The organism is Klebsiella grimontii, assembly GCF_900200035.1.
Lineage (GTDB): Bacteria > Pseudomonadota > Gammaproteobacteria > Enterobacterales > Enterobacteriaceae > Klebsiella > Klebsiella grimontii.
Map to the genome: position 1 here is coordinate 915,225 of NZ_FZTC01000015.1, position 21,968 is coordinate 937,192.

Consider the following 21,968-nt stretch of genomic DNA (forward strand, 5'->3'; position numbering starts at 1 on the left):
GTACGGGTGATAACAGGATGGACTCTGGCAGTGAAGGCTCAGAGTCGGAACAGGAGTAGGGAAGGAATACAGAGAGACAATAATAATGGTAGATAGCAAGAAGCGCCCTGGCAAAGATCTCGACCGCATTGATCGTAATATTTTGAATGAATTGCAAAAAGACGGGCGTATTTCCAACGTCGAGCTTTCTAAACGGGTGGGACTTTCTCCGACGCCTTGCCTTGAGCGCGTGCGTCGACTGGAAAGACAGGGTTTTATTCAGGGCTATACAGCGCTGCTCAACCCGCATTATCTGGATGCATCACTTCTGGTATTTGTTGAGATTACTCTGAATCGTGGCGCGCCGGATGTGTTTGAGCAATTTAACTCCGCTGTGCAAAAACTTGAAGAAATTCAAGAGTGTCATCTGGTTTCCGGGGATTTCGACTATCTGTTGAAAACTCGCGTGCCGGATATGTCAGCGTATCGTAAATTACTGGGCGAGACCTTGCTGCGCCTGCCGGGCGTAAATGACACCCGTACCTATGTGGTAATGGAAGAAGTCAAGCAAAGTAATCGTCTGGTAATCAAGACGCGCTAACACGGAACAGGTGCAAAATCGATGTAGTTTGATTACACTCCTGTTAATCCATACAGCAACAGTGCCGGGGAGACCCGGCACTGTTGTCCGTTTTAGCCGAAGGCAGGAAACAGCCTGATACCTGGAGAGCCTTTCTTGAGCCAGGAATACACCGAAGACAAAGAAGTCAAATTCACAAAGCTAAGTAGCGGGCGCCGACTCCTTGAGGCGTTACTCATTCTTTGCTCCCTTTTTGCCATCTGGTTGATGGCGGCCTTACTCAGCTTTAATCCCTCGGATCCTAGCTGGTCACAAACGGCGTGGCATGAGCCTATTCACAACTTAGGCGGGACGCCGGGAGCCTGGCTCGCCGATACGCTATTTTTTATTTTTGGCGTAATGGCCTATACCATTCCGGTCATCATTATCGGCGGCTGCTGGTTTGCCTGGCGTCATCAGGAAAACGACGAGTACATCGACTATTTCGCCGTCTCGCTGCGTTTGATTGGCGCGCTGGCGCTGATCCTCACGTCCTGCGGTCTGGCGGCGATTAACGCGGATGATATCTGGTACTTCGCTTCGGGCGGGGTGATCGGCAGCCTACTGAGCACGACCCTGCAACCGCTGCTGCACAGCAGCGGCGGTACAATCGCGCTGCTCTGCATCTGGGCGGCAGGACTGACGCTGTTTACCGGCTGGTCCTGGGTTAGCATTGCTGAAAAACTCGGCGGCGCGATCCTTTCAGTTCTCACTTTCGCCAGCAACCGTACCCGTCGTGACGACACCTGGGTCGATGAAGGGGAATATGAAGAAGATGAAGAAGAATATGAAGACGATGAATCCACTAAACCGCAAGGTTCTCGTCGGGCGCGGATTCTACGCAGCGCCTTAGCACGCCGCCAGCGCCTGGCTGAGAAGTTTGCCAATCCGCTGGGGCGTAAGACCGATGCCGCGTTGTTCTCCGGTAAACGGATGGACGACGCCGAGGGCGAGGTTCAGTACAGCGCCAGCGGCGCGCCTGTTGCCGCAGACGATGTGCTTTTTTCTGGTTCTAGCGCAGCGCGTCAGGCGAACGCCGATGATGTTCTGTTCTCCGGAGCCAGCGCGGCGCGCCCCGGCGATTTTGACCCCTACGATCCTCTGTTGAACGGGCATAGTATTGCCGATCCGGTGGCTTTGGCCGCGCAGGATACCGCGGCGCCGCAGGCATGGTCTGAACCGCTGCCTGGGTATGACGCTCAGCCAGTTTATCAGCCTGAACCGGCTTACCCGCCGCAGTACGCGTCTCAGCCGGAGCAGGCTCCTGTTCAGCAGCCTGCTTATCAGCCTGAACCAGCTTACCCGCCGCAGCAGGCCTATCAACCGGCGCAGGCCCCTGTTCAGCCGCCTGCTTATCAGCCTGAAGCGGCTTACCCGCCGCAGCATGCCTATCAGCCGGAGCAGGCTCCTGTTCAGCCGCCTGCTTATCAGCCTGAACCGGCCTACCCGCCGCAGCACGTCTATCAGCCGGCGCAGGCCCCTGTTCAGCCGCCTGCTTATCAGCCTGAACCGGCCTACCCGCCGCAGCAGGCCTATCAGCCGGCGCAGGCCCCTGTTCAGCCGCCTGCTTATCAGCCTGAACCGGCTTACCCGCCGCAGCAGGCCTATCAGCCTGCGCAGGCTCCAGTTCAGCAGCCCGCTTATCAGCCTGAACCAGCTTACCCGCCGCAGCAGGCCCCTATCCAGCAGCCTGAACCTTACGTTCCTGCTTCTGCCGTAGAGCCTGAGCCAGCAGAGGAGGTGAAACCACAGCGTCCGCCGATGTACTACTTCGAAGAAGTGGAAGAGAAACGCGCGCGTGAACGCGAGCAGCTTGCCGCGTGGTATCAGCCAATCCCAGAACCGGTCAGTCCAGTTGCGACAAAACCGATCTCACCTCCGCCTGCTCCGGCGGCTGATGTTGCCGCGGTGAGCGCGCTGGCGGCCGGCGTCCATCAGGCCACCGGGGCAAGCGCCGCGGCGGCCTCCGTCGCATCCAGCGCCGCGCCGCTGTTTAGCCCGGCGTCTGGCGGCCCGCGTGCGCAGGTAAAAGAGGGCATAGGCCCGAAATTGCCTCGTCCAAATCGCGTTCGTGTTCCAACGCGACGTGAGCTGGCATCCTATGGCATTAAGCTGCCTTCGCAGCGGTTGGCTGAAGAACGCGCGCGTCAGGCAGAACATCAGCACTATGATGATGATGCGCTGACGGACGAGGAAGTTGCAGAGTTTGAGCAGGGCGAGCTGGCGCGTCAGTTCGCGGCTGCGCAAAATCAGCGCTATGGCGATAGCTACGCTGCGGAAGAGGATAATGTAGACGAGGATTCCGCCGCTGAAGCCGAACTTGCCCGTCAGTTTGCCGCTTCCCAGCAGCAGCGTTACGCCAGCGAGCAGCCGCCGGGATCGCATCCGTTCTCTGCGGCTGATTATGAATTCTCGCCAATGAAAACGTTAGTTGATGATACGCCGAGCGAGCCTGTCTTCACGCCGATGCCGGAAGTGCAGCAGCCCGCCCCGCAGCCGACCCAGCATTCGCAGCCCGTACAGCAGCCGATGCCGCACCAGCAGATGCATCAGCAGCCGCAAAGTGCGCAGCCTCAGGCTTATCAGCCAGTACAGCAGCAGCCGGTTCAACATCCGCAGATGCCACAGCAGGCTCCTGGCGGTTATCCGCAGCAGCAGGCTTCGCAGCAGCAGCAACCGATCCCGCAGCCGCAGGAAAGCCTGATTCACCCGCTGTTGATGCGCAATGGCGACAGTCGCCCGTTGCAGAAACCCACGACGCTGCTGCCTTCGCTTGATCTGCTCACGCCGCCGCCGGCTGAGGTTGAGCCGATCGATACCTTTGCCCTCGAGCAGATGGCGCGTTTGGTTGAAGCTCGTCTGGCCGATTTCCGCATTAAAGCCGACGTGGTGAACTACTCACCAGGCCCGGTCATCACCCGCTTTGAGCTAAACCTGGCTCCAGGGGTGAAAGCGGCGCGGATTTCCAACCTGTCGCGAGATCTGGCGCGTTCACTGTCCACGGCGGCGGTTCGTGTGGTGGAAGTTATTCCGGGTAAACCTTACGTTGGCCTGGAGTTGCCTAACAAAAAGCGCCAGACCGTTTACCTGCGCGAAGTGCTGGATAATGCGAAATTCCGCGACAATCCTTCACCGCTCACGGTGGTCCTCGGTAAAGACATCGCGGGCGAACCTGTGACCGCCGATCTGGCGAAGATGCCGCACCTGCTGGTGGCGGGTACCACCGGCTCCGGTAAGTCCGTTGGGGTCAACGCCATGATCCTCAGCATGCTCTACAAAGCGCAGCCGGAAGATGTGAAATTCATCATGATTGACCCGAAAATGCTCGAACTGTCGGTCTATGAGGGAATACCGCATCTGTTGACGGAAGTCGTGACGGATATGAAAGACGCGGCCAACGCTTTGCGCTGGAGCGTTAACGAGATGGAGCGCCGGTATAAACTCATGTCCGCGCTGGGCGTACGTAATCTCGCAGGCTATAACGAGAAGATTGCCGAAGCCGCGCGTATGGGACGACCCATTCCGGATCCTTACTGGAAGCCTGGCGACAGTATGGATGCGACGCATCCGGTACTGAAAAAAGAGCCTTATATCGTGGTGCTGGTCGACGAATTTGCCGATCTGATGATGACCGTCGGCAAGAAAGTGGAAGAGCTGATCGCGCGTCTGGCGCAGAAAGCGCGCGCCGCGGGGATCCACCTGGTGCTGGCGACCCAGCGACCGTCGGTTGACGTTATCACCGGCCTGATTAAAGCCAACATCCCGACGCGTATCGCCTTTACCGTATCGAGTAAAATTGACTCGCGGACCATCCTTGACCAGGGCGGTGCGGAGTCTCTGTTGGGAATGGGCGATATGCTCTACTCCGCGCCTAACTCCACGATCCCGGTGCGCGTGCACGGCGCTTTTGTACGCGACGAGGAAGTTCACGCCGTCGTTCAGGACTGGAAGGCGCGCGGGCGTCCGCAGTATGTCGATGGCATCACCTCCGATAGCGAAAGCGAAGGCGGCGGCGGTGGCTACGAGGGCGGTGAAGAGCTCGATCCGCTGTTCGATCAGGCCGTCAACTTTGTGACGGAGAAACGCAAGGCTTCCATATCCGGGGTGCAGCGTCAGTTCCGTATTGGCTATAACCGCGCCGCGCGTATCATTGAGCAAATGGAAGCTCAGGGTATCGTGAGCGAGCAGGGTCATAACGGTAACCGTGAGGTGCTGGCTCCGCCGCCTTTTGAGTAACCGCAAAGTTGGGTAAATAAGTGAAAATCAGCCTGTTCTGCTGTTTAACCGCCGTTGGCCGTTCTACATTAGCAGCAGATCAGGCTCCCGCGTCGGGAGTGACGCACATTAAGGAATAACAATGAAAAAACTCGCAATCACCTGTGCATTACTGTCCAGTTTTGTCGTCAGTCAGGTATGGGCGGACGCCGCCAGCGATTTAAAAAGCCGCCTTGATAAAGTGAGCAGCTTCCACTCCAGCTTTACGCAGAAAGTGACGGACGGCAGCGGCAACGCCGTGCAGGACGGGCAGGGCGACCTGTGGGTCAAACGACCAAATCTGTTCAACTGGCATATGACCCAGCCGGATGAAAGCGTGCTGGTTTCCGACGGCAAAACGCTGTGGTTCTATAACCCGTTTGTTGAGCAGGCTACCGCCACCTGGCTGAAAGATGCGACCAGCAACACGCCGTTTATGCTGATTGCCCGCAACCAGGCCAGCGACTGGCAGAACTACAACATTAAGCAGAACGGCGATGATTTTGTTCTGACCCCGAAAAACGGTAGCGGTAATCTGAAGCAGTTCACCATTAACGTGGGTCGTGACGGCACGATTCATCAGTTCAGCGCCGTGGAACAGGACGATCAACGCAGCAGCTATCAGCTGAAGTCGCAACAAAATGGCGCCGTCGACGCATCTAAGTTCACCTTTACGCCGCCGCAAGGGGTTACGGTGGACGATCAACGTAAGTAGAGGCGAACGTGAGCAATCTGTCGCTCGATTTTTCCGACAACGCGTTTCAACCCCTGGCCGCACGCATGCGGCCAGAAAATTTAGCGCAGTACATTGGCCAGCAGCATCTGCTGGCGCCGGGTAAACCCTTACCACGGGCGATTGAAGCCGGTCATCTGCACTCCATGATCCTTTGGGGGCCGCCGGGGACGGGGAAAACCACGTTGGCCGAGGTGATTGCGCGCTATGCCAGCGCCGACGTTGAACGTATTTCAGCGGTGACCTCCGGGGTGAAAGAGATCCGCGAGGCCATTGAACGCGCGCGACAAAACCGCAACGCGGGTCGCCGCACAATTCTGTTTGTCGATGAAGTTCACCGTTTCAATAAAAGCCAGCAGGATGCCTTTCTGCCGCATATCGAAGACGGAACCATCACCTTTATCGGCGCGACGACGGAAAACCCCTCCTTTGAACTCAATTCCGCACTGTTATCCCGCGCGCGCGTCTATCTGCTGAAATCGCTGACCAGCGACGACATCGAACAGGTGCTCAGCCAGGCGATGAGCGATAAAACGCGCGGCTACGGCGGGCAAAATATCGTTCTGCCGGACGAGACGCGCAAGGCCATCGCCGACCTGGTCAACGGTGACGCGCGGCGGGCGCTGAATACCCTGGAAATGATGGCCGATATGGCCGAGTCCGACGCCTCCGGCAATCGCGTGCTGAAAGTTGAGCTGCTGACCGAAATCGCCGGCGAGCGCAGCGCGCGTTTCGACAACAAAGGCGATCGTTTTTACGATTTAATCTCCGCGCTGCATAAATCGGTTCGCGGTAGCGCACCGGATGCCGCCCTCTACTGGTACGCGCGGATTATTACCGCCGGCGGCGATCCGCTCTACGTCGCGCGCCGTTGTCTGGCAATCGCGTCGGAAGATGTCGGTAATGCCGATCCGCGCGCGATGCAGGTTGCGATCTCCGCCTGGGATTGCTTTACTCGTGTCGGACCGGCGGAAGGCGAGCGGGCGATTGCCCAGGCCATTGTTTATCTTGCCTGCGCGCCGAAAAGCAACGCGGTCTATACCGCGTTTAAAGCGGCGATGGCCGATGCCCGCGAACGCCCCGATTACGACGTACCAGTACATTTACGCAATGCCCCAACGAAGCTAATGAAGGAGATGGGCTACGGGCAGGAGTATCGCTATGCTCATGATGAACCAAATGCCTATGCCGCTGGAGAGCAGTACTTCCCGCAGGAAATGGCGCAAACGCGCTATTATAAGCCGACAAACCGGGGGCTGGAGGGCAAAATAGGCGAAAAGCTCGCCTGGTTAACCGAACAGGATCAAAATAGCCCGATAAAACGCTACCGATAATTGAGGCGTTGCGGTAAGGTTGTCACACTATTTCCGTGGTCGCGCTCTGCGGCCATTTTTCTTTATTAATTCGATAAGCACAGGATAAGCATGCTCGATCCCAATCTGCTGCGTACCGAGCCAGACGCAGTCGCAGAAAAACTGGCACGCCGGGGCTTTAAGCTGGATGTAGATAAACTTCGCGCTCTGGAAGAGCGTCGTAAAGTTCTGCAGGTTCAAACTGAAAACCTGCAGGCGGAGCGCAACTCCCGATCGAAATCCATTGGCCAGGCGAAAGCGCGCGGGGAAGATATTGAGCCATTACGCCTGGAAGTGAACAAACTCGGCGAGCAGCTTGATGCCGCTAAGACCGAACTGGACGCGCTGCTGGCGGAAATCCGCGATATCGCGCTGACCATCCCTAATATTCCGCACGATGACGTTCCGGCCGGCCGCGACGAAAATGACAACGTTGAAGTCAGCCGCTGGGGTACGCCGCGCGAGTTTGATTTTGACGTTCGCGATCACGTGACGCTGGGCGAAATGCACGGGGGGCTGGATTTTGCCGCCGCCGTGAAGCTGACCGGTTCTCGCTTTGTGGTCATGAAGGGCCAACTGGCGCGTCTGCACCGCGCGCTGGCGCAGTTTATGCTGGATCTGCATACTGAACAGCACGGCTACAGCGAAAACTACGTCCCGTATCTGGTTAACCAGGACACGCTGTACGGTACCGGTCAGTTGCCAAAATTCGCCGGCGACCTGTTCCATACCCGTCCGCTGGAAGAAGAAGCTGACAGCAGCAACTACGCGCTGATCCCGACGGCGGAAGTCCCGCTGACCAACCTGGTGCGCGATGAGATCATCGACGAAGACGATCTGCCGATCAAAATGACCGCGCATACGCCGTGCTTCCGTTCTGAAGCCGGATCCTATGGCCGCGATACCCGCGGCTTGATCCGTATGCACCAGTTCGACAAAGTCGAAATGGTGCAGATTGTACGTCCGGAAGATTCCATGGCGGCGCTGGAAGAGATGACCGGCCACGCCGAGAAAGTGCTGCAGCTGCTGGGTCTGCCGTATCGTAAAGTGGCTCTGTGCACGGGCGATATGGGCTTTAGCGCATGCAAAACCTACGATCTGGAAGTGTGGGTACCGGCGCAGAATACCTATCGTGAGATCTCTTCCTGCTCTAACGTCTGGGATTTCCAGGCGCGTCGTATGCAGGCGCGCTGCCGCAGCAAGTCTGACAAGAAAACTCGCCTCGTACACACGCTGAACGGTTCTGGCCTGGCGGTTGGACGTACGCTCGTCGCGGTGATGGAAAACTATCAGCAGGCGGATGGTCGCATTGCGATCCCAGAAGTCCTGCGCCCGTATATGCGCGGCCTTGAGTTTATCGGCTGATTTTTCAACACTCTTCTCAAAAGCGCCTGCGGGCGCTTTTTTTTTACCCCCTTCTTGATACCGGGCAATAATCGACTTCGCGATTACGAAGATACTCCCTTTGGATTATCCAGCATAAAAAACTAATAAAGACTAATTTCGTTGTATCAATAACTATACAACGGCTTTAAGTTCATTGTGAGCAACCGAAGCGAGTATCTATGAAAATCAAAACCCCCGATGCTTTACTGGCTGCCGAGGTGAGCCGGCGTGGTTTAATGAAAACCACGGCGATTGGCGGGCTGGCGATGGCCAGCAGCGCTTTTACCTTACCCTTCACGCGCATTGCCCATGCCGCAGACAACCTCAACCCTGTCAGCGAAACGCTCACCTGGAGCGCCTGTACGGTGAACTGCGGAAGCCGCTGCCCGCTGCGGATGCATGTGGTTGATGGTGAGATTAAATATGTTGAAACAGACAATACCGGTGACGATAACTACGATGGCCTGCACCAGGTTCGCGCCTGTCTGCGCGGTCGCTCGATGCGTCGGCGCGTCTACAACCCGGATCGCCTGAAATATCCGATGAAGCGGGTGGGCAAACGCGGAGAGGGCAAATTCGAACGCATCAGCTGGGAAGAAGCGTTCGATACTATCGCCAGCAATATGCAGCGCCTGATAAAAGAGTACGGTAATGAGTCCATCTATCTGAACTACGGAACGGGAACCCTCGGCGGAACCCTGACTCGCTCATGGCCGCCGGGGAAAACCCTGATTGCCCGTCTGATGAACTGCTGCGGCGGTTACCTCAACCATTACGGTGACTACTCCACCGCTCAAATCGCCGCGGGACTGAACTACACCTACGGCGGCTGGGCCGATGGCAATAGCCCGTCGGATATCGAAAACAGCAAGCTGGTGGTGCTGTTTGGCAATAACCCGGGGGAAACCCGGATGAGCGGCGGCGGGGTGACCTACTACCTGGAACAAGCGCGGGAGAAATCCAACGCCAGACTGATTATTATCGATCCACGCTATACCGACACCGGTGCCGGACGCGAAGATGAGTGGATCCCTATCCGCCCCGGAACCGATGCCGCGCTGGTCTCGGCGCTGGCGTGGGTGATGATTAACGAGAATCTCGTAGACCAGCCTTTCCTCGACAAGTATTGCGTAGGCTATGACGAGAAAACGCTGCCGGAAGGCGCGCCGGCCAATGGTCACTATAAGGCCTATATTCTCGGTCAGGGCAAAGACGGTATCGCGAAGACCCCAGAGTGGGCGTCGACGATTACCGGCATTCCTCAGTCGCGTATCGTGCAGCTGGCGCGTGAAATCGCCGGCGCAAAACCTGCCTATATTTCTCAGGGATGGGGCCCGCAGCGCCATGCTAACGGCGAGCTGGTTTCCCGCGCGATTTCCATGCTGGCGATCTTAACCGGCAACGTTGGAATCAACGGCGGGAATACCGGCGCGCGTGAAGGCTCTTACTCGCTGCCGTTTGAGCGCATGCCGACGCTGGATAACCCGGTTGAAACAAGTATTTCCATGTTTATGTGGACCGATGCGATTGAGCGCGGAGCGGAAATGACCGCACTACGCGACGGCGTGCGTGGTAAAGATAAGCTCGACGTCCCCATCAAAATGGTCTGGAACTATGCCGGTAACTGCTTGATCAACCAGCATTCAGAAATCAACCGTACCCATGACATCCTCCAGGATGACAAAAAGTGCGAGATGATTGTGGTCATTGATTGCCATATGACCTCGTCTGCGAAATATGCCGATATTCTGCTGCCGGATTGTACCGCCTCGGAGCAGATGGATTTTGCCCTCGATGCTTCCTGCGGCAACATGTCTTACGTGATTTTTGCCGACCAGGCCATCAAACCGCGTTTTGAGTGCAAAACCATCTATGAGATGACTACCGAGCTGGCGAAGCGCATGGGCGTTGAGCAACGCTTCACCGAAGGCCGCACTCAGGAAGAGTGGCTGCGCCACCTCTATGAGCAATCCCGTAAAGCGATCCCGGCGCTGCCGCCGTTTGATGAATTCCGCAAGCAGGGGATCTTCAAACAGCGCGATCCGCAAGGCCACCACGTTGCCTATAAGGCTTTCCGTGAAGATCCTGCCGCCAATCCGTTAACGACCCCGTCAGGGAAAATTGAAATTTACTCTGCGCAACTGGCGGAAATCGCGGCGACATGGGAGCTGAAAGAAGAGGATGTTATCGACCCGCTGCCGATCTACAGCCCTGGGTTTGAAAATTATGACGATCCGCTGGCTAAAAAATATCCGCTGCAGCTGACCGGCTTTCACTACAAAGCCCGCACTCACTCCACCTACGGCAACGTTGACGTACTGAAAGCCGCGTGCCGTCAGGAGATGTGGATCAACCCACTTGATGCGCAGAAGCGCGGTATCGCCAATGGCGATCGGATCCGCATTTTTAACGATCGCGGTGAAGTGCATATCGAAGCCAAAGTGACCCCGCGAATGATACCGGGCGTGGTCGCGCTGGGTGAGGGGGCCTGGTATAACCCGGACGCCGGTCGCGTGGATCAGGCTGGCAGCATTAACGTGCTGACCACCCAACGCCCATCGCCGCTGGCGAAAGGCAATCCATCGCATACCAACCTCGTCCAGGTTGAAAAGCTGTAAGGAGTGACCGATGACAACTCAATATGGATTTTTTATTGATTCCGCCCGTTGCACCGGTTGCAAAACCTGCGAACTGGCATGCAAAGACTACAAAAACCTCACGCCGGAGGTGAGTTTCCGTCGTATCTACGAATACGCGGGCGGCGACTGGCAGGAAGATAACGGTGTCTGGCAGCAGAACGTGTTTGCCTATTACCTCTCTATCGCCTGCAACCATTGTGAAGATCCGGCCTGCACCAAAGTTTGCCCGAGCGGGGCGATGCATAAACGTGAAGATGGCTTTGTCGTTGTCGATGAGGATGTCTGTATCGGCTGTCGCTATTGCCATATGGCCTGCCCGTACGGCGCGCCGCAGTACAATGCGGCAAAAGGGCATATGACCAAATGCGACGGCTGCCACGAACGCGTCGCCGAGGGCAAAAAGCCGATTTGCGTGGAGTTCTGTCCGCTCCGCGCGCTTGATTTTGGCCCGATTGAAGAGCTGCGTAAAAAACACGGCCAGCTGGCTGCCGTTGCGCCGCTGCCTTCGGCCCACTTCACTAAACCAAGTATTGTGATTAAACCTAACGCCAACAGCCGACCGTGTGGAGATACCACCGGCTATCTGGCTAACCCGAAGGAGGTGTGAGATGGGGAGTGGATGGCATGAATGGCCGCTGATTATTTTCACGGTCTTTGGTCAGTGCGTGGTGGGCGGCTTTATTGTACTGGCTCTGGCGCTCATGAAAGGCGACTTATCGCGTGAACAGCAGCAGCGCGTGGTGTGGAGCATGTTTGGCCTGTGGGTGCTGATGGGCGTGGGCTTTATTGCCTCAACCCTGCATCTTGGGTCGCCCATGCGCGCGTTTAACTCGCTCAATCGCGTAGGGGCCTCGTCGCTCAGCAATGAAATCGCCAGCGGGGCGCTTTTCTTTGCTGTCGGCGGTATTGGCTGGCTGCTGGCGGTGGTCAATAAGCTACCGGCGGGACTGCGTCATCTCTGGCTGATTATTACCATGGTGCTGGGGGTTATCTTTGTCTGGATGATGGTCCGCGTCTATAACACTATTGATACGGTACCCACCTGGTATACGGTCTGGACGCCGCTGAGTTTCTTCCTGACGATGTTTATCGGCGGTCCGCTGCTAGGATATCTGCTGCTGCGCGTTGCGGACGTTACCGGCTGGGCGATGCGCCTGCTGCCGGCGGTGACCCTGCTGGCGCTGGTGATTAGCGCGATCGTGGGGCTAATGCAGGGAAGCGAGCTGGCGACAATCCATAGCTCCATCCAGCAAGCTTCCGCGCTGGTGCCGGACTACGGCTCGCTAATGGCCTGGCGTCTGGTTGCGCTGGCGTTGGCCCTGGTCTGCTGGATCGCTCCGCAGCTCAAAGGCTATCAGCCCGCATTGCCGATGCTGGGGCTGGCTTTTGTGCTAATGCTGGTCGGCGAGATGATCGGCCGCGGCGTCTTCTACGGCCTGCATATGACCGTAGGGATGGCAATCGCCAGCTAACCGCCCTTTATCGCGCCAGGATATTACTTTCTGGCGCGATAAAAAGTGCGGTCGATTCATGAAATATTTCTACCGATACTCCCACCTCATTTTCCTAATAAATTAATAAAAACAATGGAATAATATAAACAACTATTCTGTTGCCGATCCGCTGGATAAAAAACTTCTATCGTACGCCCGCAAACCGCGTCACGCCTGATTTCAGGTGGATTGACAATGTTTGCAGCAGTGGCATGATGCGCACGAAATCTGAACTCCATCACGGTTTATATCCATGACCATCTACACCCGGCCAGTGCAAATGTTGCTCTGTGGCCTGCTTCTGTTGACCCTGGCGATAGCGGTTTTAAATACGCTTGTCCCGCTTTGGCTCGCCCATGAAAATATGCCGACCTGGCAGGTCGGCATGGTAGGGTCGTCCTACTTTACCGGTAATCTGGTGGGGACATTGCTCGCCGGATGGGTGATTAAGCGTCTGGGTTTTAATCGTAGCTATTATCTGGCATCCATTATTTTTGCCGTGGGCTGCGTTGGGCTCGGCATTACGCTTGGCTTCTGGAGCTGGTTCAGCTGGCGCTTTATCGCGGGCGTCGGCTGCGCGATGATTTGGGTGGTGGTGGAGAGCGCGCTGGTCTGTAGCGGCACTTCGCGGAGCCGCGGTCGCCTGCTGGCGGCGTATATGATGATTTATTACGTTGGCACGGTGCTGGGCCAGTTAATGGTCAGCAAACTGCCGACGGATTTGATGAGCGTCCTGCCGTGGGTGACGGCGCTGGCTCTGGCGGCCATTCTGCCGCTGCTGTTTGCTCGCGTGGCGACTCGGGGCGATGAGCCGCACGAACCGGCGCGTATCTGGCCAATGTTAAGGCTGCGTCAGGCCCGTCACGGGGTCAATGGCTGCATTATTTCCGGTATCGTGCTCGGCTCGCTGTATGGCCTGATGCCGCTGTGGCTTAACCACCAGGGCGTCAGCGATTCCGGCATCGGCTTCTGGATGGCGGTGATGGTGAGCGCAGGCATCGTTGGGCAGTGGCCGATTGGTCGGCTCGCCGATCGCTACGGTCGCCTGCTGGTTCTACGCGTCCAGGTGTTTGTGGTGATTCTCGGCTGTCTGGCGATGTTAAGCCAGGCCGCAATGGCGCCTGCGCTGTTCGTGCTGGGCGCTTCCGGCTTCACGCTCTATCCGGTCGCTATGGCCTGGGCCTGTGAAAAAGTGGAGCGTCATCAGCTGGTGGCGATGAACCAGGCGCTGTTACTGAGCTATACCGTGGGCAGCCTGCTTGGGCCAACGCTGACCGCGATGCTGATGCAGAATTTCTCTGACAATCTGCTGTTTATCATGATAGCCAGCGTGTCCTTCATCTACCTGCTGACGCTGCTGCGCAAAGCGGGGCATCACCCTACGCCGGTTGCTCACGCCTGATTGTGGTCGAAAATAGCCAGGAGAGACGCCCCTGGCTATCGATTAATGCGAAGCGAGAAGCGCTTCAAGCTGGGCCTGATTGTGAACCTCGGTGAATCGCCGTAGTCTGTCCTCCTCATCCAGCCAACTGACTAACCGCTGGATTGTCTGAATATGCTGTTCGCTATCGGCCGCCGCCAGTACGACTATCAGCCGAATACCGGGATGCTGCGGAAAATCAACGGCCTTGCGACAGCAAAGCAGCGAAAGCGCGCTGTTTCTGCTCAGCACTCCGGCTTCCGGTCGCGCGTGCGGTAGCGCAAACGCCGGGCTCAGTATATACCAGGGACCATCCTGCTCCGTGGCGCTGATAATAGCCCTGGCATAGCTTCCGGTGATTTTTCCCTGCTGCTCAAGCGGGCGGCAGGCGAGCTGAACGGCGCTGCGCCAGTTCAGGCTGTCGCTGGTGAACTGACAGGCGGAAAATAGCGTCTCTTCCATATATGTTCCCTTTACGCGCGAGCTGACCGGCTCGCCTGGTGGTTAGCGTAGAGCGTTAAATAGCGCTTCTCCCGAGATGCCGTATTTCGCTTTTAGCTGCCTGCTATTACCCGATTCGGTAAATGTGTCCGGCGTTCCCAGCCGAGTGAGGCGGGCCGGATGCGCCTTTTGCGCCAGGGTTTCCGCGATCAGTCCGCCGAGGCCGCCGTTTACCGTGTGATTTTCAAGCGTAGCGATAAGCGGGCAGCCTTCAACCAGCCGATAAAATGCCTGCTCGTTAAAGGGCTTGAGGGTTGCAACGTGAATAAGCTTGCCTTTTTTGCCGCTGGCGATCAGCTTTTCATAGCCATCGGTAGCCTGCTCCAGCACCGTCCCTTCAAACAGAATCGCGAAATCGGCGCCGCTATCGGCGATGGCGGCGATATCGCTGACCCGCGGAACGACGCTTTTATCGCGAACCGGAATCGGCTCGCGCGCCACGCGAATATAGACGGGGCCCTTTATTTTGGCCGCTTGCTCAAAGGCCTCGGCGATCTCCTCCGCATCTGCCGGGGTCAGAATGGTTAATCCCGGGAGGACGCGGGTCAGCGCTAAATCCTCCAGCGCATGATGCGAAGCGCCGTCCGGACCATCATCCATACCGGGGTGGCTACCGACGAGTTTAATATTGGCTTTGGCATAGCACGCCTGCCGCAGCTGGGTCCAGGCGGTGCCGGTGACGAACATGGCAAAGTTGACGTAGAAGGGCATAAAGCCCTCCAGCGCCTGGCCGACCGCGAAGCTCATGGCGGAACCTTCCGCAATGCCCATTTCGAAAAAAGCCTCTGGATAGACGGCCTGAAACTGGTCAGTACGGGTGGAGCTGGCTAAATCGCTGTCGATAACAACGACGGGATAGCCCTTTTCTTTAAGGTCAATCAGGGCATTACCGATCTCATCACGGGGCGCTTTCATCACTGTAACTCCTCCATTGCCTGCTGAAATTGTTCTTTACTCGGGGTTTTTGAGTGCCAGTCGCCGTTGTTTTCCATATAGCTGACGCCGGAGCCTTTGGTGGTGTGCGCCACGATAGCGACAGGTTTACCTTTCAGGTGGCGGGATAGCATCAGGGTATCGGCAACCTGATGCATATCATTGCCGTTATGCAGTTCCAGTACATGCCAGCCAAAGCTGCGGATTTTGTCCGCCAGCGGCTCGAGGTTAACGACTTCATTGACCGGATCGTGGGAAGAGAAGCCGTTGTAATCGATGATGGCGACCAGGTTATCCATTTTCATATGCCCGGCCTGCTGTAGCGTCTCCCAGATTTGGCCTTCATGCATTTCACCATCGCCAACGATGGCAAACACCCGGTGCGGATCGTTGCGCCGCTTTTTGGCGGCCGCCATACCCAAAGCAATCGACAGCCCCTGGCCCAGCAGGCCGGTCGTTGCATCAACCTCGGGTAGCGACTTTATGCTCGGGTGACCCTGCAGACGCGAGTTGATCTGTCGGAACGTAGAGAATTCGCTGCGATCGATCTTCCCTTTTTGGTACAGCATGGCGTACTGCGCGGCGACGGCGTGGCCTTTACTCATCACCACGCGCGAGCGGGGAGAGGCGGCCAGATCGACCTCTTGATAATAGAGCCAGGTAAGAATGTCGATTATCGATAATGCTCCGCCCGGATGGCCAATTCCGGACTCGTAAATCAGGGTGACGATCTCGCGGCGGGCGGCAAGCGCGTGGGATTTCAGTTCATCAATGTTCATGTTCTTTCCTTCTTAGGGCAGCATTTTGCCGATGTAGTACACGACCAGACCCAGCGCGACGAAGTCGGTTTCCGGGAAGCTGGTGCCTGAAAGACCGACGGACTCCATAATCGGGTAAATCAGCGCGGGGCCGATGCCGATCAGGATCCCGGTGATGAAGCTCCCGGCAATCGCGCCTTTCCAGCCGCCGGAGGCATTACCAAATACCGCTGCGGTCGCGCCGATGAAGAAGTAGGGGATGGCTACCGGGATAATCACGGTCTGGCCAAGGATCGCCAGAAAGCCCATCACCACCAGCCCGCCGACAAACGAAGAGATAAACCCCAGCACCGTGGCGGTCGGGGCGTAGGGAAAGACCACCGGACAATCAAGCGCGGGTTTGGCGTTAGGGATAAACTTTTCCGAGATGCCAAGGAAGGCCGGAACAATTTCTGACAGCAGCAGGCGTACGCCGGTAATAATGATGTACAGCGAGGCGGTAAAGGTCAGCGACTGAAAGAGCGGGTAAACCAGCCAGTGCATCCCGCCGGCCGCAGCGGTGAGCGCGGCTTTCCCGGCAGCGAGCGCGGCGATGTAATAGAAAATGCTCACCGAGATCGACACCGAGACGATGTAGTCTTTAAAGATCCCCAGCCAGCCGGGGAGATTCAGCTTTTCGGTAGATTGTTTAGGATCGCCGACCTTTGAGCCGATCCAGCCGGATGCGGCGTAGGCCAGGGTGACGTAGTGCCCCATCGCGATCTCATCGTTACCGGTAATTTTTCGCATCCACGGCTGCGCAATAGCCGGATAGAGGCAGGCGGCGAGACCCAGCAGGACGGAGCCGACAATGATGGTCGTCATGTCGCTGTAGCCCAGCGCCTTCAGCGTCACGGTAAGCAGCGCGGAGAGATAAAGGTTATGTTGCCCGGTCAGAAAGATGTATTTAAACGGCGTCACGCGGGCAAAGAACAGGTTCCAGCCAAAGCCAATCACCATGATTAGCGATACGCACATGGCGAATTTGGTTTGCGCCAGTCCGGTTAGCGCTTCCGCCAGCGGCATTACGCCCTTAAGGCCAAATCCATCGCTGAATAAGGTCTGAAAATTACCCAGGGAAGTGACCGCCAGACCGGCGCCGCCGGCGAAAACCAGAAAACCGACGATGGTCTTGAAGGTGCCGGAAAGCACTTTTTCAATCGGCTTACGTTGGATTAACAGGCCGATTAATGCAATAAAGCCAACTAAAAGTGGGGTTACGCCCAGAATGTCGAATACAATAAATCTGAGGAAATCCATATTGCCTCCAGGAGAGGTTAGTTGCTTTGAACGATGTCAGTGAGCGCAGACTCCATCTCTTCACTGTTCATCAGGTCGGTAATGCCGACAGCTCTGAATCCGGCGGCTTCGACTTCATCGGTGAGATCGCGCATAGTGATGACAAAATCAATGTCTCGCCAGGTGCGTAAGCCTGAGAGGACGTCGTGTTCCAGTTCGATATCCCAGCCGTGTTTGTCGATGATTTTTTGGGCTTTGATTTTGAGCATTAAGGAGCTGCCCATACCGGTACGACAGACTATGAGACCTTTCATTCGATGTTCTCCTGTGTGTAAAAATAATTATTTTTATTTGTTTATATGAGATAATAATTATTATCTTTACCGCAGGCCGAAAGATGTGACTGTGTTTGCATTTTGAGCAAATAGGGCGAAAAATGAGCTATATAGACAACAACTTGTTGATTAGCATAAGAAATGGAGCTTCAGGGCTAAGCCCAATACTGGAGAAAGTGGGCCGTTTTATTACGGAGAATCCTGACTTTGTGATGCGTCACACGATTTCAGAACTGGCCGACTCCATTGATACCAGTGAGGGCAGCATCACCCGTTTTTGTCGGGCCTTTGGTTTTAAAGGTTTCTCGGATTTCAGAACCGCGCTGGCGATGGAGCAGGGCGCCGCGCGTTTGGAAGATAGCGGTAGCAACGAGAGCGAAGAGATTGCGCCGGTGCTGGCGAGCATTCGCGACAGTAATGCCATTGTCGATAGCCAGGAGCTGAAAGCCGCGGCTGACTGGCTTAACGCCCTGAACAGCATCGCTATCTATGCCGTGGGCACGGCGGTGCCGGTGGCGTTATTCCTGCAGATGAACCTCATCAATATGGGTAAGGCGGCAAGCTTTGTCGATCGCTCCTACCCGGCGGCGATGCCGTTGCTTTCTGATAACCAGAAAACCGGCATTATTGTGGTGCATAGCGAACAGGCATCGGCGGATATGATGCAGGCCCTGTCGCTGGCAAAGCAGCAGGGTGTTAAAATATTGTCGCTGACCCGCGGGACGTTTGCGCCGCTGGCCCGTTTGTCTGACTGGAATCTTCAGGCGGCGGTGGCCCTACAAGGGGAAGGCGAATCGGGGTTTGCGGAAATTGCCGGGGCAATGATGGTGGCTGACCGGATACTGAGCGCGCTTGAAGAGCAGGATGAACGCTATGCGGAATATCGTAAAGCGCATCAGAAGCGGATTTTCTCAATTGAGAGCGTGGCGAATAAGCTGTCGGAATATTTTATGTCCTGATGCTTATCGCTGGAGGAGAAACCCGGTAGCGCAAGGTCTACCGGGAGATAACCTTAGTACATCACCTTATGACCGTACTGCTCGAGAATACCCTTCACGCGTTCCATGGTCTCTTTCTTCGGCGGATGGACGCCATCCAGCTTGTACTCTTCGCCCATGGCTACCCATTTGTGTTTGCCCAGCTCGTGGTACGGCAGCAGTTCAATCTTCTCGACGTTGCCCATGTCACGGGTAAACTCGCCCAGGCGATGCGCGGAATCGTCGTCGTCGGACCAGCCCGGGACCACAACGTAGCGGATCCAGACGTTGATGTTTTTGTTTGACAGGTAACGGGCAAACTCCAGCGTCCGATGGTTAGAGACGCCAACCAGATTCTGGTGAATTTCATCATTCATTTGCTTGAGATCGAGCATCACCAGATCGGTGACTTCCAGCAGTTCATCAATAACCGGGTCGTAGCGGCGCACAAAGCCGTTGGTATCGAGACAGGTATGAATACCTTCTTTCTTGCAGGCGCGGAACCAGTCGCGAACAAATTCGGCCTGCAGGATAGCCTCGCCGCCGGATGCCGTCACGCCGCCGCCGGAAGCGTTCATAAAGTGGCGATAGGTCACCACCTCTTTCATCAGCTCTTCAACGGTAATCTCTTTGCCGCCGTGGGTATCCCAGGTGTCGCGGTTGTGGCAATAGAGGCAGCGCATCAGGCAGCCCTGGAAGAAGGTGATAAAGCGGATCCCCGGGCCATCGACGGTGCCACAGGATTCAAAGGAGTGAATGCGACCAATTGTTGACATTGCGGTGATATCTCCGAATTTGGCCCATCCGGGGCCTATGTAGATGCACAGCTCAAAGGCTATGTCGAGTCTGTTTTGGCTGTTATCCATAAAGTATAGACAGCAGACAAAAGAGACTGGGGCAGGATGATATTGCTAAAAAGGCCCCACTTGCGTGGAGCCTTTATTGTACGCTTATTACTGTACGATTTCAGTCAATACCATTACATGGTCTGAGTGAAGGTACGAGTAATCACGTCCTGCTGCTGTTCTTTAGTCAGGGAGTTAAAACGTACTGCGTAGCCGGATACGCGGATGGTCAGCTGCGGATATTTTTCCGGGTTTTCCATCGCGTCGAGCAGCATCTCGCGGTTCATGACGTTGACGTTCAGATGCTGACCGCCTTCGATGGACGCTTCGTGGTGGAAGTAACCATCCATCAGGCCGGCAAGGTTAGTTTTACGCACTTCGTCGTCTTTGCCCAGCGCGTTTGGCACGATAGAGAAGGTGTAAGAAATACCATCTTTCGCGTAAGCAAACGGCAGTTTCGCAACGGAGGTCAGAGAGGCAACAGCACCTTTCTGGTCACGACCGTGCATCGGGTTAGCACCTGGTCCGAACGGAGCGCCAGCGCGACGACCGTCAGGGGTGTTACCGGTTTTCTTACCATACACAACGTTAGAGGTGATGGTCAGCACGGACTGAGTCGGGATAGCGTTGCGGTAGGTGTGCAGTTTCTGAATTTTCTTCATGAAACGTTCAACCAGATCAACGGCCATATCATCGACGCGAGAGTCGTTGTTACCAAACTGCGGGTATTCGCCTTCGATTTCGAAGTCGACAGCCAGACCGTTTTCGTCACGAATCGGTTTAACTTTCGCATATTTGATTGCAGACAGGGAGTCAGCCGCAACGGACAGACCTGCGATACCGCATGCCATGGTGCGGATAACATCACGGTCGTGCAGCGCCATCAGTGAAGCTTCGTAGCTGTACTTGTCGTGCATGTAGTGGATGATGTTCAGCGCAGTGACGTACTGTTTAGCCAGCCAGTCCATGAAGTGATCCATGCGCTCCATCACTTCGTCGAAGTTCAGGACGTCGCCTTTGATCGGTTCAGATTTAGGACCAACCTGCATTTTCAGTTTTTCATCAACGCCGCCGTTGATTGCGTACAGCATGGTTTTCGCCAGGTTAGCGCGAGCACCGAAGAACTGCATTTGCTTACCAACAACCATCGGGCTTACGCAGCAAGCGATAGCGTAGTCATCGTTGTTGAAGTCAGGACGCATCAGATCATCGTTCTCGTACTGCAGAGAAGAGGTATCGATGGACACTTTCGCAGCGTATTTTTTGAAGCTCAGCGGCAGTTTTTCAGACCACAGAATGGTGATGTTCGGCTCCGGAGACGGCCCCATGGTGTACAGGGTGTTCAGGAAACGGAAGCTGTTTTTGGTGACCAGAGTACGGCCGTCAACGCCCATACCGCCGATAGATTCGGTTGCCCAAATCGGGTCGCCAGAGAACAGTTCATCATATTCAGGAGTACGCAGGAAACGAACCATACGCAGTTTCATGACCAGGTGGTCAATCATTTCCTGTGCGTCTTGCTCGGTGATTTTACCGGCTTTCAGGTCACGTTCGATGAAGATGTCCAGGAAGCTGGAGGTACGACCGAAGGACATTGCTGCGCCGTTCTGAGATTTAACGGCAGCCAGGTAACCGAAGTAGGTCCACTGGATAGCTTCCTGAGCGGTGGTTGCAGGACCAGAGATATCGCAGCCGTATTTAGCCGCCATTTCTTTGATCTGACCCAGCGCGCGGTGCTGTTCAGAGATTTCTTCACGCAGACGGATGGTTGCTTCCAGATCTTCGCCGTTTTCCAGTTTCTCTTGCAGAGAAACGAACTGAGCGTATTTGTCTTTCATCAGGAAGTCGATACCGTACAGCGCAACGCGACGGTAGTCACCGATGATACGACCACGGCCATAGGCATCCGGCAGACCAGTCAGAACGCCAGATTTACGGCAGTTCAGGATGTCTTTGGTGTATACGTCAAACACGCCCTGGTTATGAGTTTTGCGGTATTCGGTGAAGATTTTCTTCAGCATCGGGTCCAGCTCGCGATCGTACGCTTTGCAGGAACCTTCTACCATTTTGATACCACCGAACGGGATAATCGCACGTTTCAGCGGCGCTTCAGTCTGCAGGCCAACGATTTTCTCGAGACCTTTCTCGATGTAGCCAGCGTCATGAGAAGTGATGGTGGACGCAAGGGAAGTATCAAAATCAACAGGCGCGTGAGTGCGGTTTTCCTGTTTAACGCCTTCCATTACGGTGTCCCACAGCTTGGTGGTCGCGTCAGTTGCGCCAGCCAGGAAGGACTCGTCACCTTCGTACGGGGTATAGTTTTTCTGGATGAAGTCGCGTACGTTGACTTCGTTCTGCCAGTCACCTTTCGCAAAACCTTCCCAGGCTGTGGCTAACTTTTCATTAAGCTCGGACATGTAACACCTACCTTCTTAAGTGGATTTTTTATTTACTGCCTGAAACAAC

Annotated in this window: 17 protein-coding genes; 10 read left to right on the forward strand and 7 right to left on the reverse strand. The window is 55.8% G+C overall.

The window, feature by feature from the left end:
• Positions 1 to 85: 85 nt before the first annotated feature.
• The 9 genes from lrp to KOSB73_RS12160 all read left to right on the forward strand — a co-directional run bounded on the left by lrp (position 86) and on the right by KOSB73_RS12160 (position 13,857).
• Positions 86 to 580: a leucine-responsive transcriptional regulator Lrp gene (gene lrp, locus KOSB73_RS12120; protein WP_002439523.1), complete on the forward strand. Its 495-nt coding sequence runs from the start codon at positions 86 to 88 to the stop codon at positions 578 to 580.
• Positions 581 to 715: 135 nt separating this feature from the next.
• Positions 716 to 4,834 (forward strand): DNA translocase FtsK, encoded by a 4,119-nt coding sequence (ftsK, locus tag KOSB73_RS12125; protein ID WP_098140535.1) that lies wholly within the window; start codon positions 716 to 718, stop codon positions 4,832 to 4,834.
• 121 nt (positions 4,835 to 4,955) lie between these two features.
• The gene (lolA, locus tag KOSB73_RS12130) at positions 4,956 to 5,567 is read left to right on the forward strand and encodes an outer membrane lipoprotein periplasmic chaperone LolA (protein ID WP_004130911.1); all 612 of its coding nucleotides are present in this window, start codon (positions 4,956 to 4,958) and stop codon (positions 5,565 to 5,567) included.
• An 8-nt stretch (positions 5,568 to 5,575) separates the two neighbouring features.
• Complete coding sequence (gene rarA / locus KOSB73_RS12135) at positions 5,576 to 6,919, forward strand: replication-associated recombination protein RarA (RefSeq protein WP_004871703.1); 1,344 nt, start codon at positions 5,576 to 5,578, stop codon at positions 6,917 to 6,919.
• A 90-nt stretch (positions 6,920 to 7,009) separates the two neighbouring features.
• Positions 7,010 to 8,302 carry a serine--tRNA ligase gene (gene serS / locus KOSB73_RS12140; RefSeq protein WP_004871699.1) on the forward strand — a complete coding sequence of 431 codons (1,293 nt, stop codon included), beginning with the start codon at positions 7,010 to 7,012 and terminating at the stop codon, positions 8,300 to 8,302.
• 200 nt (positions 8,303 to 8,502) lie between these two features.
• The gene (gene dmsA, locus KOSB73_RS12145) at positions 8,503 to 10,941 is read left to right on the forward strand and encodes a dimethylsulfoxide reductase subunit A (RefSeq protein ID WP_098140536.1); all 2,439 of its coding nucleotides are present in this window, start codon (positions 8,503 to 8,505) and stop codon (positions 10,939 to 10,941) included.
• Positions 10,942 to 10,951: 10 nt separating this feature from the next.
• Positions 10,952 to 11,569, forward strand: a complete 618-nt coding sequence (locus KOSB73_RS12150; RefSeq protein WP_098140537.1) for a DMSO/selenate family reductase complex B subunit — start codon at positions 10,952 to 10,954, stop codon at positions 11,567 to 11,569.
• A 1-nt stretch (position 11,570) separates the two neighbouring features.
• Positions 11,571 to 12,434, forward strand: coding sequence for a dimethyl sulfoxide reductase anchor subunit family protein (locus KOSB73_RS12155; RefSeq protein ID WP_024360084.1), 864 nt, complete (start codon positions 11,571 to 11,573; stop codon positions 12,432 to 12,434).
• 274 nt (positions 12,435 to 12,708) lie between these two features.
• Entirely contained in the window at positions 12,709 to 13,857 is a 1,149-nt protein-coding gene (locus tag KOSB73_RS12160) for an MFS transporter (protein WP_004871688.1), read from the forward strand.
• Positions 13,858 to 13,899: 42 nt separating this feature from the next.
• On the opposite strand, the gene KOSB73_RS12165 is transcribed toward KOSB73_RS12160, so the two are convergent.
• The 5 genes from KOSB73_RS12165 to KOSB73_RS12185 are packed head-to-tail and all read right to left on the reverse strand — an operon-like array spanning position 13,900 to position 17,659.
• A complete protein-coding gene (locus tag KOSB73_RS12165) occupies positions 13,900 to 14,337 on the reverse strand; it encodes a PTS sugar transporter subunit IIA (protein ID WP_004871686.1) in 438 nt (145 codons plus the stop codon).
• Positions 14,338 to 14,379: 42 nt separating this feature from the next.
• Positions 14,380 to 15,291 carry a transketolase family protein gene (locus KOSB73_RS12170; protein ID WP_098140538.1) on the reverse strand — a complete coding sequence of 304 codons (912 nt, stop codon included), beginning with the start codon at positions 15,289 to 15,291 and terminating at the stop codon, positions 14,380 to 14,382.
• A complete protein-coding gene (locus KOSB73_RS12175) occupies positions 15,291 to 16,088 on the reverse strand; it encodes a transketolase (RefSeq protein WP_004871681.1) in 798 nt (265 codons plus the stop codon). The genes KOSB73_RS12170 and KOSB73_RS12175 overlap by 1 nt, the downstream gene beginning before the upstream one ends.
• 12 nt (positions 16,089 to 16,100) lie before the next feature.
• Complete coding sequence (locus KOSB73_RS12180) at positions 16,101 to 17,366, reverse strand: PTS ascorbate transporter subunit IIC (RefSeq protein ID WP_098140539.1); 1,266 nt, start codon at positions 17,364 to 17,366, stop codon at positions 16,101 to 16,103.
• A gap of 17 nt (positions 17,367 to 17,383) precedes the next feature.
• Positions 17,384 to 17,659, reverse strand: coding sequence for a PTS sugar transporter subunit IIB (locus KOSB73_RS12185; protein ID WP_004100672.1), 276 nt, complete (start codon positions 17,657 to 17,659; stop codon positions 17,384 to 17,386).
• A 122-nt stretch (positions 17,660 to 17,781) separates the two neighbouring features.
• Here KOSB73_RS12185 and KOSB73_RS12190 point away from each other — a divergent pair, with 122 nt between their 5' ends.
• Positions 17,782 to 18,639, forward strand: a complete 858-nt coding sequence (locus KOSB73_RS12190; protein WP_049087521.1) for a MurR/RpiR family transcriptional regulator — start codon at positions 17,782 to 17,784, stop codon at positions 18,637 to 18,639.
• A 53-nt stretch (positions 18,640 to 18,692) separates the two neighbouring features.
• Here the strand turns inward: KOSB73_RS12190 and pflA are convergent, their stop codons facing one another.
• Positions 18,693 to 19,433 (reverse strand): pyruvate formate lyase 1-activating protein, encoded by a 741-nt coding sequence (gene pflA, locus KOSB73_RS12195; protein ID WP_004871674.1) that lies wholly within the window; start codon positions 19,431 to 19,433, stop codon positions 18,693 to 18,695.
• A 203-nt stretch (positions 19,434 to 19,636) separates the two neighbouring features.
• The gene (gene pflB / locus KOSB73_RS12200; protein WP_024360081.1) at positions 19,637 to 21,919 is read right to left on the reverse strand and encodes a formate C-acetyltransferase; all 2,283 of its coding nucleotides are present in this window, start codon (positions 21,917 to 21,919) and stop codon (positions 19,637 to 19,639) included.
• Positions 21,920 to 21,968 lie beyond the last annotated feature (49 nt).